Below are 16,518 nucleotides of genomic sequence, written 5' to 3'. Positions count from 1 at the left end.
TTTTATTTTGCTAGTGACATTAAACCATCAGCTAAATTAACTTTCCATGCATAGTAATCATGACCATTTTGAAACTCTTTATATATAAAATCATAACCTTTTGATTCAAGTACTGTTCTTAAGTGTCTATTGCTTTCTAAAATATCTATTGAGAAATATCCTGTCTCATAAACACCAGCATTTAAATAAAATCTGATATCTTTCTTTTTACTTTTAGCAATTTGTCGTGTTAACCATTCTGGTTCAGGGTCATTGTTAGAATCTTTCCAAAAAGAACCAGATTGACTTAAGACATTTCCAAAATATTGTGGGTAAGTAAAAGCAACAAAAGCAGAAGCCAAACCACCATAACTAGAACCAGTTAAAATAGTATTCTTTGCTTTAAATTTCATATTTGTTTTTTGTTCAACAAATGGTAATAACTCTTTTGCCATAAAATCAGCAAACTTTTTGTTTGAAGGTAATTCCTCCGCTCTTGAATTTCTTGTTGGATTATCAATAAAAATAGCAATTGTTGGCTTGATTTTATTTTTATAGATTAAATTATCAAGGATAGTAGGTGTATCAACTTTTACTTGATATTCAACTCCATCAAATACAAAAAGAAGATTATAATCTTCTTTTTGATTAAAATCTGTTGGTTTATAAATAGTAATATTTCTAGTATTATTTAATATCTCACTTTTAATTTTATAATTATATAATGAACCTTTAGGACTATTTGATTTTACACCCCAGTCCTTGTATCCCTTATTCTTTATTTCAAAAGTTGAATTAGTCATATACTTATCTAGCTTTAAATCTTTTGCCATCTTATAAGGGTGCTTATTTAAGGGATCCATTTGTGATGTTGCTAAAATAGCCATTCTTTTTTCTCTACTAGTCCCATCAATAATAGGAACATCAGGTGCGATTTGATATGACATTCTAATACCATTTTTAACCACGAAACTTTTAAACCAAATATCACTATTCCCTAATCTATTAAAATAAGCATGTTCATGAGTTGGTCCACCAAATAATCGTACATTGTGTTTTGCGCCTTGATATAAAAATGTCAGGATAGACTCATTTTTATTTATTGGTTCCACTAGTGGTGTTCCTAGTTTTCTAATTTTTTCCCAAAATTCATTTGTATCTTTATTTGTTAAAAGGTTCTTTTTCCCTTTTTTGATTATTTCACTTATTATTTCTACTTTTTTATTCTCTTTGAATTTTATAGGTAAAATCTTATCTATGCTTAATTTAAAAGTGTTATCTTTTGATTTATTTTTTAAGTTTATGTAATATTTACCAGACTCATTTGTAACAAATATTAACCTATTTTGAAGCTTATTAGATTGATCTAATCTTCTTACAAAATGTTTATTATTATCCAACAATTCAATCCTATCAACTTTAGCACTTAAAGTAAAACCACCTATAATATATGAATCTTTTTTTAACTCTAGAGGAAATAAAGCTTCATTATTAGCTTTTATTTTCTCTTCTAAAACAATAGGTTTTGATAGTGCAAATAATGATGAACTAAGAAATACAATACAAACCAAAGAGAAAATAAAACTTCTCTTTATTTTTCTAGAATCTATATTCAAGTGATACTCCATAACTTCTTGGTGCTCCATACATTGTATAGCCACCTTTCATTAAAGAAGAAAAATATCTTTCATCAGTTAGGTTATTTACATTAAAAGATATATTTGTATTTTTATTGATTTTATAACTTGACATTAGATTATAAATTGTATAACTTTTTTGTGATACATCTTCATATTTTCTATCATGCGCTTTACTTTTCCAATTTGCTGATATACCAACTTTTAAACCTGCAATTTCTTTAGGAGAATAAGTAAGCGAAGCATTTAACATTCTTCGTGGAATATATCTTGTAACATCTTTTTTGTTAGCATCTTTAATAGAAAGGTTTGTATAACCAATAGAAGTGTTTATAGTATCATTAATATCACCAGAAACTTCTATTTCAAATCCTTTGCTTGTAACTCCATCTATGGCTTTATAATAACTATCACCATTAGCTCGTTTACCAGCTTCTTCTGCAACATTTTCTTTTTCTATTTTAAATAAAGCAAAAGAACTATTTAATGCTCCATCAAAAAATGAAGATTTAAATCCAACTTCATAATTAATACCCTCTTCTGCATCTAATTGTGTTCCACCTTCATCACTATTATTTTGAGGATTATATGTTGTTGTATAACTTACATAAGTAGATATATCATCTGTTATTTTATAAACTAAAGAAAGATAAGGAGTTAAAACTGAAGTGTCTTTTTTACTATATGCTCCATTCCACGCCATTCCTTCTTCTTCAAAATTTGCTATTTTACTACCTACTAATAAACTAAAATTATCAACTATATGAAAATTTGTAGCTGCTGTAAAAGATAACTCTTTTTGTGTATAATCTGTATTTTCAACTGTTGAAGGGTCATAATTTCTAGGAGGTGTTGAACCATCCCATGTACTTAAATTTATAGGATATTTTGTTACTTCTCTTAATCCTTTCCCTTTATATTTTTGTTTAGTATAATTTGTATTTAAAACAATTTCATGCTCTCTGTCAAATAAAGAATATGCTCCATTTAAAGTAAAATCTAATGAATTTGTTTTGTATTCATCATCAGCATATATATTAGCCCAAACTTTACCTGGATCTAAATTTGCCACATCATTATCTTGTTCATTTTTATTATAAGAATAAGTTGATTTGAGCTTCCACTTATCTGATAAAGTTGATTCTAATTCTAAAAATGCATTAGTTGTCTTAGTATTTCTATATGACCAATCTGAACTTGGATTTATAGATATGTCATATTTCTTTTCTTGCAACTCACGACTATCAAATCCTCCATGTTGAGAACCATTATTTTTATCTTCAACTCTTGTTAATCCGAAAGTTAAAGTATTATTATCATTAATATCTCCATCAATCATTGCAGATAAAACAGTTGATTTAGTATCTCTTCTATCTAAATAAGAATCTGCTTTTTCATACGCTGCTAAGATTCTTGTTCTTATGGTTTTAGATTCATTTAAAGCCCCTGAAACATCACCTTCTACTCTTCTTTTATTCCAAGAGCCACCTGATAATTTGGTACTTGCTTGAAATTCTTTAGTCGGTCTTTTTCTAACCATATTAATAGTAGCAGAAGGATCTCCATGATTACTTGTAAGTCCAGTTGCTCCCCTTGTAACTTCAATATGATCATAAAGGAACATATCCATATCACCATAAATATATCCATTATTACTAGAACCTACTCCATCTACTAAGAAGTTAGTAATATTAAAACCTCTTGATGTATATCTTGTTCTATCACTTTCAAGTTGTTCAACTTCTATTCCTGTAGTATTATTTAATACTTCATTTATTGTATTTAAATCAAAATCTCTCATTTGCTGTTGCGTTATAACAGATACACTTTGAGGAGTATCCAATATTGATAGATTCATTTTTGTTGCAGAAGACATAGAGTTTATAGTATAAGAATTACTATGCTCTGTTGCATCATCACTATTTGATACAACATCAACTGAACCCAATGAGGTACTGTCTTCATTTATTTTGTCACTTGCAAGCAAAGTATTACTTAATGCAATTATTGTTGCAAATGATAGTAACGATTTTTTAGAAAAAATCATTTAATCTCCTTTTAAATTGATACTGAGTATCATAACCAATAGAAATGACAATGAAATAACTTTAGGAAGAAAATTGACAAAAATTCCAAATTTAACGCAAAAAGATATAAATATTTTAATTGTAGAGAATGAAACACTTTTAGCAATGGGCATGAAGTGTGTATTAAATGAATTTAATTACAATGTGACAGGAATAGAAACAACTGGAAGAAATGCAATAGAACATGTAAAAAAAAATCATCCAGATCTTATATTAATGGACATCAATCTAAAAGATAGTATGAATGGAATAGAAGCAGCCAAATATATCTGGCAATACTATAAAGTACCAATTATCTTTTTAACCTCATATGGAGATAACAAAACAATAAAAGAAGCAATGATTTGCGAGCCTTATGCATATTTACTTAAACCTTGTAGAGATGAAGAAATAAGAGCTACAATAGAAACAACCCTACATAAACATAATTATTTTTTTAAAAACAAAGAAATAATTGGAGAAGACAAAAATATACAAACATTTTTTTTAGAAGATGATTTCTTTTTTGATAAAACAAAAGGTATTTTATATAAAAATGACAAACCTTTAAAACTAACAGGCAATGAAGTAAAACTGATTCAATTATTAAGTGACTATCCAAATGAACCTGTAAATTTTAATAGAATAAGCACTTATATTTGGAGAGAAGATGTATATGACTTAGCAAAACTAAGAACGCTAATATATAGATTAAAAATAAAAATTAAAAGCAATATTATTGAAAATATATATGAACTAGGATATAAGTTGAAAATAAAATAGATGTTTAAAGTTAATCTAAACTCTCTTAATACAAAAATATTTATTACCTTTATACTATTAGGGTTATTTTTATTAAGTGTATTATTAGTACAACTTATTCCAAATATGCAAAATGAACAAAAAAATCACATATCTGATGAAATAGAAAATATCATATATCTAACTACTCAACAACTAATTCTTGCAGAAAAAGCAATCAAAAATAATGGTATTATAAAAAGAGATAAATTAAAATCTATTATGGAACTAGAAGCAAATAAAATTTATAACAAAATAAACAAAACAAATAAGATAAAAGATTTCTCAGCTATTAAATATAAGACAAATAATAAAGAAGCGATATTTAATATTTCAATTTTAGATAAAAATAAAAATGTAATCTTTCAAGTAGAAAAAGAAGACTTTTCTAAAATAAAAGATAAATTAAAAGAAGATGAGTTTTTAAGATATGATGAAAAAAATGAATATGTATGTTCTTCTGGAATTAGAAAATTCTTTTATACAAAAAAATTAATTAAGTTAAATAAATATCTTATAATTTCAAGCGATATAGATAAAATGCCCATAAAAGGCAAAGGTCTTGAACTAAATATTAAAACTGATATTCAAACTAGTTTTTCAAGATTGGAAAGATTTCATAAGGGTAAGACTTATTTGATGTGGTTAAATATCAAAAATGCTCAAGATAATAAAATCTTATATAATAAGAATGATAACTCAGAATATAATACAAAATATTGTTTAAGTAGATTATCAAAGTTTAGATTTCCTAAAACTGGACTTTTAACAGGAAAACAGATTTTAGATGCAATTGATAAAGAGCCTATCAAACACCTTCTTGACTCGCCTGAAGATCCAGGTAATTATATTTATCCCACATTAACTTGGGTTAGATTAATAAGTAGTGATACCACAGAAAAATTTCTTTATATAACTTCTGTGTATGAAAAGGATTTTATTCAAAGTATCGATTCTTCATTGTTAAAAGTTTTACCTGCTGTGATTATTTCTTTTATTATTGCACTTATAATTGGTTCATTATTATTTAAACGATTATTTAAAAGTATAAATATTCTTACTCATACTTCAAAGCAAGTAAATGAAGGGAAATTAAATCATAGAAATAATCTAAAAGGCAATGATGATATAGCCATGCTAGCAAATGCTTTTGATAAGATGTTAGATTCTTTAGAAAAAAATATCAATGAATTAGATAAAAAAGTTGAAGAGAAAACAAAACAATTAACAAATTCTTTAAAAGAAAAAGAGACTTTATTAAAAGAGATTCATCATAGGGTAAAAAATAATTTAGCTATCACTATAAATCTAATAAAACTAGAAAAATCAAAAATAAATAATGAGGAAACAAAAAGTTCTCTTACAAATATCCAAGATAGAATCTTTGTGATGGAATTACTTCATAGAAAGCTATATGAATCAGAAAATTTAAGCTTTATATCACTAAAAAAATATATAAATGACCTAACAAAAGATATAGAACTCAGTTACAATAAAACAAATTATGTCAAAATAAATAATGATATTGATGATATTAATATGGATATCGACCATGCACTGCCTTGTGGACTTATTATAACGGAGTTGATAACAAATTGTTTTAAATATGCATTTAATGGTAAAGATGGACTAATTGATGTATCTTTTAAATGTATTGATAAAACATGCTATTTGAGTGTAAGGGATAATGGAAGAGGACTAAATAAAGATATTGATATAAATAACACTCAAACTTTAGGTTTACAGATTATTTCAAATATTGTAAAAGGGCAACTATTTGGTGAATTTAAATACTTTTATGCTAATGGTTCTAAGTTTGACATAATTTTTAAGATATAGGTATTATAAGGAAGTTAAATCCTTATAATACTTCAATCTGACAGTTTAAGTCTATGCTTCCACCTTTGATAATTTGAGCTCTTAGCCCTGCTTTATGTACCATTTGAGTTAATGCTTTTTTCTCATCTAATTTTTCTGCTATATATTTACAAGGTTCGCATAGTCTAATACCTTTTAATACTACTTCTCCTATTTGAAACTCTTTCCCAACTAGTGAGTTTAAATCACAATTTGTAACTGCGATATTTCGTCTAAAGTCTTCAGGTGTAAATGAAAGATTGTGTTCTTCATTTAATGCGTTTATATTTTCTATTTCTATTAGTGTTACATCTCTATCAGGTTCTACTGTTCCTTTGTTAGAAAATGTTCCTTCTTGGTTATAATATCTATCTCCAAAGATTCCTTTACCAACTTCTAAAACTACTTGATTTACATTTTGCATAGGGCTTTCAATACTTTTTGAGATAAGAAGATTTGATATTTTTCCTGACATAGTGTTTTCCTTTATTTCTTTTGATTATAGCTTAATATTATAAATATTTCCTCTCTTGAAAACCTAAAGGTTTCCGCTTTCTTACTTTTTGATCTCGAAAAAGTAAACAAAAAAGACTGCCGAATTGATGAAAGCAAAGCTCCCTTCCAGTTATATATTTATTTCCTGCCCTGCAAAACTCACTAAAATGACCATTTAGGTCATTTTTTAACGTTCGAACAGTTTCGGGCTTTACCGAAAATAAACATCTAACTTCCAGCTTCATCAAAGGCAGAAAGGGATTCCTATAGTTCAAACTATCATTTATAAATTTAGTAAATAAAAGTTTTAACATAAGACAATCAAAAATGTAAATGTCCTTATCCCACCTTTATTCCAACATTTGCAAAAGCCGAATATTTATTTCTCTTTTTGGAAAAGACTTGTAACTGTTTGAATATAACAAATATGCTATAAAGCATATTTTTTTATGAGTTTTGCAAGGCAGGAAAGATAAATAATAAATGAGGGAAACCCGAAGGGCTTTGATACGGTTGGTGGTTTTCTCAAAGAGAGTGCAAGCACAAGGTTTACTTTGTATGGACAAAGTAAAAGAAGCGAAGAGGTTTACCTCTTCAAGAGCATGTTTAATCCTCAAAAAGCTTTGTATGCTTCCCATCAAAACTAAGCACATTTTTCTTCTTCATATAAGCAATATGCTCCTCTTCACTCATTTTATTATAAATCACAGGTAAATCCTCCCTTTGACCTATAAAGTCATATAAAGGAACACCTTGACCGCATGAGTTATTTATATTTTCAATTGTTACTTCAAAAACTTGTCTTGCTGCTCTTTTTGTAGAGAAGTGTGAAATATACTCTTCCCATGCATCATCTCTTTTTTGTATCGCTTTTGCTTTACAATAAAGTCTTAGGATATTTGGTGCACCCTCAAAAGCACAAAACATAATAGTCATTCTATTATCTTCTAATAAATGAGCTGCCGTTTCATTTCCACTTCCAAAATAGTTTAGCCATAAGATTTTATTTTCATTTATTATTTTAAAAGTATCATCTAAACCCTTTGGTGAAAGGTTTATTTTACCCTCTTTTGGAGTAGTTGATACAAAAAACATCTTTTGGTTTTCTATAAATTCTATATCAATCTTGCTAAGTTTATCAGTAATATTTGCCATATATTTCCTTTAATAAGTTGATAAAGACTTTAAGATTTTTTGTCTTTTATTTTGATAAATATATTAATATAAAAATTCTAACTGCTAAATAAATATATTTAATAATAATGATAATGACTATTAATTAATACCTAAGCTTATTTGTTTTATAATCCTTTTTTTATAAGGAATGACAATGGAAAAAACGATAAAGCTCATAAGAGTTTCACTTGGTATTATATTTTTATGGTATGGGATGTTAAAATTCTTCCCACAATTAAGTCCTGCTGAAGACTTGGCAATTACTACTATTCACAAAATGTTTTTTGGGCTTATTAGTGATACCTTATCAATCAAGCTATTAGCTATTTGGGAAGTAACTGTTGGTCTAGGATTTATTTTTGGCATATATACAAGATATGTAGTTGTTTTATTTCTAGCACATATGATTTGTACTTTCACACCATTATTTATCTTACCAGATATCTCATTTACCCATGCACCATATGCCTTTACACTTGTAGGACAATATATTGTAAAAAATGTGGTATTTATTTTAGCAGGAATTTTGATTTATCAAAACGAAATAAACCAAAGAAAAGAAGTAAAAGCAGTATAACAAATGAAGAGTTTAACTCTTCATTTTGCTTTTATTCAGCTAGTAAGTTTCTATAAAACTCTCTATATTTTGTATCACCCTCATCTCTTGCTTTCATAGCAGCTCTTGGATGTTCATTTAACTGACCAGTTAACATATATGGAATACTATATCCCCAATCAAGCTCTTTTTCTAAAGGTACAATATACTCTTCAATGAATTTAAGTACTGGCATTAGTTTATATTTTGGATTTTTTAGAAAACCAATTAAAAGTTCAAGTGGACAATTTCCAGCTCCTCGTCCAAGTCCAGAAATAGTCACATCTAAAAAACTTGCTCCATACATCATAGCTTCGATTGTATTTGCGTATGCTAGTTGTAAGTTATTGTGAGCATGAATACCAATTTTCTTACCAGTTTTTTCTGCATAACCTAGATATTTTTCTGTAAGTTTATTAATTTGTTCAGGATAAAAAGAACCAAAACTATCAGCAATATAAATAATATCTACATTTGTTTTACTTAGTTGCTCTAATACTTCGTTTAACTCATCATCAAAAGATTTAGATATAGCCATAATATTTACAGTTGTTTCATAACCTTTTGCATGAGCTTCTTCGATTAGCTCAATGGCTGCTGGAAGTTGATGAATATATGTTGCTATTCTTATCATATCAACAACACTTTCACTTTTTGGAAGTAATTCAGAAGATACAGTTCTACCAATATCTGACATAACTGCTATTTTCATGCCTGTATTGTTTTCACCAACTATTCTTCTTATATCTTCTTCTTTACAGAAGTTCCAAGCCCCAAATTCATCTTCACTCATAATAGAAGGAGAATTATTTTTCCCTATTTCCATATAGTCAACACCAGAAGCAACACAAGTTTCATAGTGAGCTTTTACAAACTCATCTGTAAAGTGATAGTTATTTACCAATCCACCATCTCTAATCGTACAATCAAATACTTTTATGTCTTCTCTTACTGACAATATTGAACCTTTTTTCTCAATCATCCTTCTATAATCCCCCTAGCTTTTTTTTATTTTACAATAAGTTCTTCAAGAACTCAACTGTCATTCTAACCCCTGCTCCACTTGCACCATGAGGATTATATCCCCAAGCTTTTTCTACAAATGCAGGTCCTGCTATGTCAAAGTGCAACCATTTATCTTTATTTTCATCATATATAAAATTATCTAAAAATAACCCAGCTGTAATTGCCCCACCATATCTTGTATTAGCAATATTACAAATATCAGCAATCTCAGATTTGATAGTTTTTCTCAAAAATCTATTAAATGGTAAAGTTGTTGCATATTCCCCAGAGTTTAAGGCATTGCAAACTGCATCTCTTTTTAAAACTGTATTATTACCCATGATTCCAGTTGTGTATTCACCAACACCTACCACACAAGCACCAGTTAGAGTTGCATAATCAAAGATATAATCAAAATCTTTGATTTTATCTTGGGCATAACATAAACAATCAGCAAGTACTAGTCTACCTTCAGCATCTGTATTTCGCACTTCTATAGTCTTACCATTTTTAGCAACAAGTACATCGTCAGGTTTATAGGCATCTCCACCAATCATATTTTCAACAGCACCAATGATTCCATGAACTTCAATTGGTAAGTTTAGTTTTGCAACAGCATTTAAAATACCAATAACTGCACAACCACCACTTTTATCTGATTTCATAGTAACCATAAAATCAGCAGGTTTTAAAGATAATCCTCCCGAATCATAAGTTAAACCTTTACCTACAAGTACCACTTTTCTAACTGGATCTTTTGGTTTATATGCCATATGAATAAGTTTTGGTTCATGAACACTTGCTCTTGCCACACTTAGCATGGCATTCATTCCATTTTTTTCTAAGAACTCTTCACCATGAACTTTACAAATTATGTCATTTTCTTTTGCAACTTTTTTTGCCTCTTTTGCCATAACTTCTGGATAAAAGTCTTGTGGAGTTGTATTTACGAAATTTCTAACTTTATTAACTGAATTTGCAATATGAGTTGATTCTTCTAAAACTTCTTCTAACTCTTTAGAAACTTTACAACAAATAATTAACTCTTTTTTTAACTCTTTTTCTTTTTTACTTTTATATTTATCAAAAGTATAAGATCCTAAAATAGCACCTTCAACTAAAGCTTTTAAAGTCTCTTTTTCTTCACCAAAAATTTCTACTTTTGCATCTTTGTATTTTGTTGAGTTAAACTTTTTCATAGCTGCTGATATTGCAATTGCAATTGCATCATAAGACTCTTCTTCACATCCTACATATATCTTTTTTGATTCAACTAAAAATACAACTTCTTCATCTTTTGCTTTAAAGTTTAAATCATCTAAAATCTCTTTATCATATTTATTTACATCTTCTAAATTTAAAACAATACTTATCTCAACTGCTGTATCTAATTTTTTGATGCTATCATTACTTAGGGTTATTTTCATTAACTTTTTCCTTTTTTTTTGATGCTTGGTTAAAATAATAAATCATTCCACCACCTATTAAAATTGCGAATGGCGCTGCAAAATACCAATGTTCTTTTGCAAATTTTATCACAATTAAAATCTCTTCTCCAAAATACCACACAGGAATTATTGTAATAGCTGCCCAACACCAAGCACTAAGTATGTTTATAAATGCAAACATTTTTGCACTATATCTAGTAAGTCCTATTGAAACTGGAATAACGGTTCTCATTCCATACATATATCTTTGTGCAAAAATTATTGGCCACCCATACTTTTGTAATAAAAGATGTGCTAAGGCAAATTTTCTTCTTTGACCTGAAAACTTTTTGTGCACATAAGCTTTATTAAATCTACCAATATAAAAATAAATCTGATCACCAACAAAACCACCAAGTCCAGCTACAAAAATAGCTAAATAAAGGTGCATAGAACCATCATGAGACATAAGTCCTGCCATGATTAATCCTAGCTCACCTTCTAAAATAGACCAAGCAAAAAGGATAATATATCCATACATTTTTAATAGATATAAAAACTTATCTTCTAATCCGCTAACGGGTGCCTTGTATAATTCGTAAGCAATAAAAGAAAAGAATATTACTACTACTAAAAAAAGTATTTTACCTGAGTTGTTTTTTAGTCTATTTCTCAAAAATATTCCTATTCAAAATTTAATAAATCTTTTGCTTGAACCATATCTTTGTCACCTCGACCTGATAAATTCACAATTACTGTTTTTCCTTGGAATTTTTCTTTTGCTTTTTTCAAATATGCTATTGCATGAGCACTTTCAAAAGCAGGAATAATTCCTTCCTTTCTACTTAACCATACAAAAGCATCAAGTGCTTCTTCATCTGTGATAGAATCATATTGCACAGTTTTATTATCTTTATGAAAAGAGTGTTCTGGTCCAATTCCTGGATAATCAAGTCCCGCTGAAAAAGAGTGCGCTTCTAGAACTTGTCCATCTTCATCTTGAAGTAAATAAGAACATTGTCCATGTAATATTCCAGGAGTTCCTTTTTCTAAAGAACAACCATGTTTATCTGTGCTTGTTCCAAGTCCTCCTGCTTCTATTCCTATACAAGTAACTTCTTTATCTTCTAAAAAGTGTGAAAAAATACCAATAGCATTTGATCCTCCACCAATACAAGCTAATACGAAATCTGGTAATCTTCCATCTTTTTGTAGAGCTTGTCGTCTTGCTTCCCAACCAATAACTGATTGGAAATCTCTTACCATCATAGGATAAGGATGAGGCCCAGCAACAGTTCCAATTATATAAAAAGTATCTCTTGCATTTGTAACCCAATATCTAATTGCATCGTTCATTGCATCTTTTAAAGTTTTACTTCCAGATTGAACAGCTACGACTTTAGCACCTAAAAGTTTCATTCTAAATACATTAAGTTCTTGTCTTTCAACATCTTTTGCACCCATAAAAACTGTACACTCTAAACCTAAAAGTGCAGCAATAGTTGCACTTGCAACTCCATGTTGTCCAGCACCAGTTTCTGCAATAACTTTTGTTTTTCCTAGTTTTTTTGCTAGTAACCCTTGTGCAATTACATTGTTTATCTTATGAGCACCAGTATGATTTAAGTCTTCTCTTTTTAGATAAACTTTTGCACCAATTTCTGCAGAGATGTTTTTAGCATGATATAAAGGATTTTCTCTTCCCACATACTCTCTTAATAGCTCATTTACTTCTGTCCAAAACTCTTTGTCAAATCTATATTTTTTGTATTCAGCTTCTAGTTCAAGTAAAATAGGCATCAATGTTTCAGGAACATATCTTCCACCAAACTCACCAAAATGTCCATTTTCATCTGGATCAAATTTACTTTTTTTAGGTATATATATTTCTTGCATTATATCTCCAATACTGAATAAACAGGGGCATGTTCAGCTACTTTTTTATCCCCAGATAAAAATTTAAGATTTAATAAGAAGCATACTTCAACTAAGTTAGCATTAACATGTTTGATAAGTTTTGCAGCAGCATTAGCAGTACCTCCTGTTGCTATTAAATCATCAATTAATAAAACTCTTGCATCTTTTATAGGAAAAGCATCAAGATGAATCTCTACCTCATCAAAGCCATACTCTAATTCATATTTTTCACAAACAGTAGTTCCTGGCAATTTTCCTTTTTTTCGAACAGGAACAAAACCAATACCAAGTCTATCAGCTAATGCTGCTCCAAATATAAAACCTCTTGAGTCAATACCTGCAATATAATCTAAATCATAAGATTTATATCTCTCTTCAAAATGATTCATTAAAGCTTGATATGCTTCTTTATTATTTAATAAAGTTGTAATATCTTTAAATATTATTCCCTCTTTTGGGAAGTCTTTTATATCTCTTATTGAATTAAAAATTAAATCTTTTTGCTCTTGCGTTAAACTCATCTAGTTCCCTTCATATGCATCATCAATTAGTTGACAAATAGTATGTCCAAATAGTATATGCATCTCTTGAATTCTAGGTGTATCATTTGATGGAACTATTAAGTTAACATCACAATAAGAGTCCATTTCTCCACCATCTCTTCCTGTAAGTCCGATAATCTTACAACCTAAATCTTTACCTACTTCAAAAGCATTGATTACATTTCTTGAATTACCAGAAGTTGAAATACCTATAAGTAAATCACCCTCATTTGCTAAGCTTTCAACTTGTCTATCAAAAACTCTATCATAACCATAGTCATTTCCAATAGCAGTTAGTGCACTTGTATCTGTTGTAAGAGCAATACCTGGTAAACCTCTTCTTTCAGTTTTATATCTGCCTGTTAATTCTGCTGCTATGTGTTGTGCATCGGCTGCACTTCCACCATTTCCAAAAATCAAAATTTTATTTCCAGCTTTTAATGTATCAACTGCTAGTTTCGAAGCTTTTTCTAAAGGTTCGCTCATCGTTTCGATTACTTTTTGAATTGTTTCTAAATGTGCTTGAAACTCTTTTTCTATTGTTTTTTTCATATTATTTACCTAAAATCTTTTCAATTGTTGAAGTTGTACTTTTACCTTCTACAAAGTCTATCAAAACTGTCTCTTTTGCAATATCAGAGCCAATTACTTCTTTACCTTCATAATCAGCCCCTTTTACTAAAACATCAGGTTTCACCCTTTGTATTAATTCATATGGTGTATCTTCATCAAAAATTACTACATAATCAACACACTCTAAAGCTGATAAAATATAAGCTCTATCATCATGATTATTTATAGGTCTATTTTCACCTTTTAATCTTCTTACACTATCATCTGAATTTAAACCTACTATTAATATGTCACCTAAAGCTTTCGCATTATTTAAATATGACACATGTCCTTTATGTAAAATATCAAAACAACCATTTGTAAAGATTATTTTTTTATTTTGTTTTCTTAATCTTTTTGCTACTTTTTTTATCTCTTTGACTGTTTTTATGTGCAGGTCAATAGAGCTTTTATGTAGTGTTGCTTTGTAATCTTCTATTTCGTCAAGAGTTACTGTTGCACTTCCAAGTTTCCCAACAACTACTCCTGCTGCTAAGTTTGCGAACTCTAGTGCTGCAAAAATATCATCAGTCATAGATAAAGCATAACCTAGTGATGCTAAAACAGTATCACCAGCACCTGTTACATCAAATACTTCTTTTGCAACTGTAGGTTTAACAGTAACTTCTTTATCTTTTAAAACAGCTATTCCATCTTCACTTAAAGTAATTACTGACATCTCTAAACTAGCTATTTTTTGTAACTCTTTTAAAGCATCTCGTAAACTATCACTTGAATCAATTTTTATACCAGTTGCTACTTCTGCTTCTTTTTTATTTGGTGTTAAAAAATATGCCCCTGCATATTTTGCATAGTTTGTACCCTTTGGATCTACTATTACTTTTTTATTATTTAGTTTTGCTATTTTAATGATTCTTTGTGTCAAATCGTTTGTTAAAACACCTTTCCCATAATCTGATAATAAAATTAAATCATAGCCATTAACTATTTGTTGTAGTTTTGCATATACTTTATCAGTTGATTCAAAAGAGATATTATTTTTACTCTCATGGTCATATCTTACGACTTGTGATTTTGATGCCATAATTCTAGATTTTTTAGAAGTTTTTCTTCCCTTTTGAAGTATTAAAAAACTTTTTGCATCTGTTGCATCAATAAGATATTTTACCTCTTCTGCAACACTATCATCACCAACAACTGATAAAACACCAACATCAGCACCAAGGCTTAAAAGATTGCTAATAACATTACCAGCCCCACCTAATACTTTTGTCTCATTTTGTACATCAATAATTTGAACAGGAGCTTCTGGTGAAATTCGTTCACAAGTTCCCCAGAGATAGTGGTCAACCATTAAATCACCAATAACTAATATATTTGGTTTTTTTTCATTTTGTAAAATTCTTTCCATTATTTAACCTCCATCTCATAAATTCTCTTTATCTCAGAGATATAATCTTTTATTCCATCTTCCATTTCATACTTTGGCTCATAATCTAAATAAGTTTTTGTATCTTCTATATTTGCTTCTGTATGGAATTGATATTGTCCAATATATGGATTTGGAATATAATTTGTTCCTAAATTTGTACCTAACTCTTTTTGTAAAATATCAGCTATGTCTTGAAAAGATCTAGCTTTTCCAGTTCCCACATTATAAACTCCACTTTTTTTAGGAGTTGCTGCTTTTATATTTGCTTGAATTACATCTTCTATATAAATAAAATCTCTAAGTATTTTATCACTACCTTCAAATAATTTTGGCGTATTACCAGCTAATATTTGATGTCCAAATTGTATTACAGTTGAAGCTGTTTTATTTTTATAAAACTCCCTTGGACCATACACATTAAAATATCTTAGTCCCACAATAGAGATATCTAAATCTTTTTTTAAATAATCATAAGTAATATTATCCATCATAAGTTTTGAAAAGCCATAAACATTTCCTGGATTTTCATTTCCAACTGTTTGAGGAGAAGCAGCATCCCCATAAGTTGCTGCACTACTTGCATAAATCATGTTTGCATTATGATTAATTGCCATTTTTAATAAATCTTCATAGGCATTAACATTTGTTTTTACCATCAAGTCTTGTTCACTTGCAGTCGTATCTGAAATAGCAGCTTCGTGGAAAATAAAATCAAATTCGTAATCTTCATCAATTTGATTTAATAGTTCTTTATCATTGATATCCCCACTAATAACTGTTCCTGTAAAACCTAATAAGTTTTTATAGTGTCCAAAAGACTTCAAGTTACCATTACTTAAAGTTTCACCACTTCTAAATGAATCTAAAGCAATAACCTTTGAATTTGGATAATTGTTTTGAAAATAAAAGCATAAGTTTGAGCCAATAAATCCTGCGGCTCCTGTAATTAATATCGTTTTTTCATTAAAATCATATTCTGTATATTTCATATTTACCTACTTTACATAAATGGGCTT

15 protein-coding genes are annotated in these 16,518 nt (G+C 28.9%); 3 read left to right on the top strand and 12 right to left on the bottom strand.

Going from position 1 to position 16,518, the window contains the following annotated elements:
* Positions 1-2: 2 nt before the first annotated feature.
* Complete coding sequence (locus LXN10_RS11350; RefSeq protein ID WP_375723130.1) at positions 3-1,625, bottom strand: alpha/beta hydrolase-fold protein; 1,623 nt, start codon at positions 1,623-1,625, stop codon at positions 3-5.
* Positions 1,579-3,663: a TonB-dependent siderophore receptor gene (locus tag LXN10_RS11345; RefSeq protein WP_375723129.1), complete on the bottom strand. Its 2,085-nt coding sequence runs from the start codon at positions 3,661-3,663 to the stop codon at positions 1,579-1,581. The genes LXN10_RS11350 and LXN10_RS11345 overlap by 47 nt, the downstream gene beginning before the upstream one ends.
* A gap of 73 nt (positions 3,664-3,736) precedes the next feature.
* Between LXN10_RS11345 and LXN10_RS11340 the strand changes: the two genes are divergently transcribed.
* Entirely contained in the window at positions 3,737-4,465 is a 729-nt protein-coding gene (locus tag LXN10_RS11340) for a response regulator (RefSeq protein ID WP_375723128.1), read from the top strand.
* The gene (locus tag LXN10_RS11335; RefSeq protein ID WP_375723127.1) at positions 4,466-6,322 is read left to right on the top strand and encodes a histidine kinase dimerization/phosphoacceptor domain -containing protein; all 1,857 of its coding nucleotides are present in this window, start codon (positions 4,466-4,468) and stop codon (positions 6,320-6,322) included.
* Positions 6,323-6,344: 22 nt separating this feature from the next.
* Here LXN10_RS11335 and LXN10_RS11330 read toward each other — a convergent pair whose 3' ends face one another.
* Positions 6,345-6,815 (bottom strand): MOSC domain-containing protein, encoded by a 471-nt coding sequence (locus LXN10_RS11330; RefSeq protein WP_375723126.1) that lies wholly within the window; start codon positions 6,813-6,815, stop codon positions 6,345-6,347.
* Positions 6,816-7,441: 626 nt separating this feature from the next.
* Positions 7,442-7,990: a pyridoxamine 5'-phosphate oxidase family protein gene (locus tag LXN10_RS11325; RefSeq protein ID WP_375723125.1), complete on the bottom strand. Its 549-nt coding sequence runs from the start codon at positions 7,988-7,990 to the stop codon at positions 7,442-7,444.
* Positions 7,991-8,165: 175 nt separating this feature from the next.
* Between LXN10_RS11325 and LXN10_RS11320 the strand changes: the two genes are divergently transcribed.
* Positions 8,166-8,588, top strand: a complete 423-nt coding sequence (locus LXN10_RS11320) for a DoxX family membrane protein (protein WP_375723124.1) — start codon at positions 8,166-8,168, stop codon at positions 8,586-8,588.
* Positions 8,589-8,619: 31 nt separating this feature from the next.
* Here LXN10_RS11320 and LXN10_RS11315 read toward each other — a convergent pair whose 3' ends face one another.
* From LXN10_RS11315 to rfaD, 8 genes are read right to left on the bottom strand one after another with little or no spacing between them, the layout of a single operon-like run.
* The gene (locus LXN10_RS11315; protein ID WP_375723123.1) at positions 8,620-9,588 is read right to left on the bottom strand and encodes an aldolase catalytic domain-containing protein; all 969 of its coding nucleotides are present in this window, start codon (positions 9,586-9,588) and stop codon (positions 8,620-8,622) included.
* Positions 9,589-9,619: 31 nt separating this feature from the next.
* Positions 9,620-11,038 (bottom strand): leucyl aminopeptidase, encoded by a 1,419-nt coding sequence (locus LXN10_RS11310; RefSeq protein WP_375723122.1) that lies wholly within the window; start codon positions 11,036-11,038, stop codon positions 9,620-9,622.
* On the bottom strand, positions 11,019-11,714 hold the full coding sequence (locus tag LXN10_RS11305) for a DedA family protein (protein ID WP_375723121.1): 696 nt from the start codon (positions 11,712-11,714) through the stop codon (positions 11,019-11,021). The genes LXN10_RS11310 and LXN10_RS11305 overlap by 20 nt, the downstream gene beginning before the upstream one ends.
* A gap of 8 nt (positions 11,715-11,722) precedes the next feature.
* Positions 11,723-12,934: a tryptophan synthase subunit beta gene (gene trpB / locus LXN10_RS11300; protein ID WP_375723120.1), complete on the bottom strand. Its 1,212-nt coding sequence runs from the start codon at positions 12,932-12,934 to the stop codon at positions 11,723-11,725.
* On the bottom strand, positions 12,934-13,476 hold the full coding sequence (locus tag LXN10_RS11295) for an adenine phosphoribosyltransferase (RefSeq protein ID WP_375723119.1): 543 nt from the start codon (positions 13,474-13,476) through the stop codon (positions 12,934-12,936). The genes trpB and LXN10_RS11295 overlap by 1 nt, the downstream gene beginning before the upstream one ends.
* A complete protein-coding gene (gmhA, locus tag LXN10_RS11290) occupies positions 13,477-14,049 on the bottom strand; it encodes a D-sedoheptulose 7-phosphate isomerase (protein WP_375723118.1) in 573 nt (190 codons plus the stop codon).
* Between the two features lies 1 nt (position 14,050).
* The gene (gene rfaE1 / locus LXN10_RS11285; protein ID WP_375723117.1) at positions 14,051-15,481 is read right to left on the bottom strand and encodes a D-glycero-beta-D-manno-heptose-7-phosphate kinase; all 1,431 of its coding nucleotides are present in this window, start codon (positions 15,479-15,481) and stop codon (positions 14,051-14,053) included.
* On the bottom strand, positions 15,481-16,491 hold the full coding sequence (gene rfaD / locus LXN10_RS11280; protein WP_375723116.1) for an ADP-glyceromanno-heptose 6-epimerase: 1,011 nt from the start codon (positions 16,489-16,491) through the stop codon (positions 15,481-15,483). The genes rfaE1 and rfaD overlap by 1 nt, the downstream gene beginning before the upstream one ends.
* Positions 16,492-16,518: the final 27 nt, after the last annotated feature.

Source organism: Arcobacter iocasae (assembly GCF_042214795.1).
GTDB classification, from domain to species: domain Bacteria; phylum Campylobacterota; class Campylobacteria; order Campylobacterales; family Arcobacteraceae; genus Arcobacter; species Arcobacter iocasae.
The sequence above is the reverse complement of the archived record's forward strand: the minus strand, read 5'-3'. Positions and strand labels throughout refer to the sequence as shown.

What these genes read in the sequence shown, in the direction of transcription:
- gmhA (WP_375723118.1), bottom strand. Translation starts at nt 14,049, where the DNA reads ATGAAAAAAACAATAGAAAAAGAGTTTCAAGCACATTTAGAAACAATT.
- LXN10_RS11345 (WP_375723129.1), bottom strand. Translation starts at nt 3,663, where the DNA reads ATGATTTTTTCTAAAAAATCGTTACTATCATTTGCAACAATAATTGCA.
- trpB (WP_375723120.1), bottom strand. Translation starts at nt 12,934, where the DNA reads ATGCAAGAAATATATATACCTAAAAAAAGTAAATTTGATCCAGATGAA.
- LXN10_RS11310 (WP_375723122.1), bottom strand. Translation starts at nt 11,038, where the DNA reads ATGAAAATAACCCTAAGTAATGATAGCATCAAAAAATTAGATACAGCA.
- rfaE1 (WP_375723117.1), bottom strand. Translation starts at nt 15,481, where the DNA reads ATGGAAAGAATTTTACAAAATGAAAAAAAACCAAATATATTAGTTATT.
- LXN10_RS11325 (WP_375723125.1), bottom strand. Translation starts at nt 7,990, where the DNA reads ATGGCAAATATTACTGATAAACTTAGCAAGATTGATATAGAATTTATA.
- LXN10_RS11330 (WP_375723126.1), bottom strand. Translation starts at nt 6,815, where the DNA reads ATGTCAGGAAAAATATCAAATCTTCTTATCTCAAAAAGTATTGAAAGC.
- LXN10_RS11350 (WP_375723130.1), bottom strand. Translation starts at nt 1,625, where the DNA reads ATGGAGCACCAAGAAGTTATGGAGTATCACTTGAATATAGATTCTAGA.
- rfaD (WP_375723116.1), bottom strand. Translation starts at nt 16,491, where the DNA reads ATGAAATATACAGAATATGATTTTAATGAAAAAACGATATTAATTACA.
- LXN10_RS11335 (WP_375723127.1), top strand. Translation starts at nt 4,466, where the DNA reads ATGTTTAAAGTTAATCTAAACTCTCTTAATACAAAAATATTTATTACC.
- LXN10_RS11320 (WP_375723124.1), top strand. Translation starts at nt 8,166, where the DNA reads ATGGAAAAAACGATAAAGCTCATAAGAGTTTCACTTGGTATTATATTT.
- LXN10_RS11295 (WP_375723119.1), bottom strand. Translation starts at nt 13,476, where the DNA reads ATGAGTTTAACGCAAGAGCAAAAAGATTTAATTTTTAATTCAATAAGA.
- LXN10_RS11315 (WP_375723123.1), bottom strand. Translation starts at nt 9,588, where the DNA reads ATGATTGAGAAAAAAGGTTCAATATTGTCAGTAAGAGAAGACATAAAA.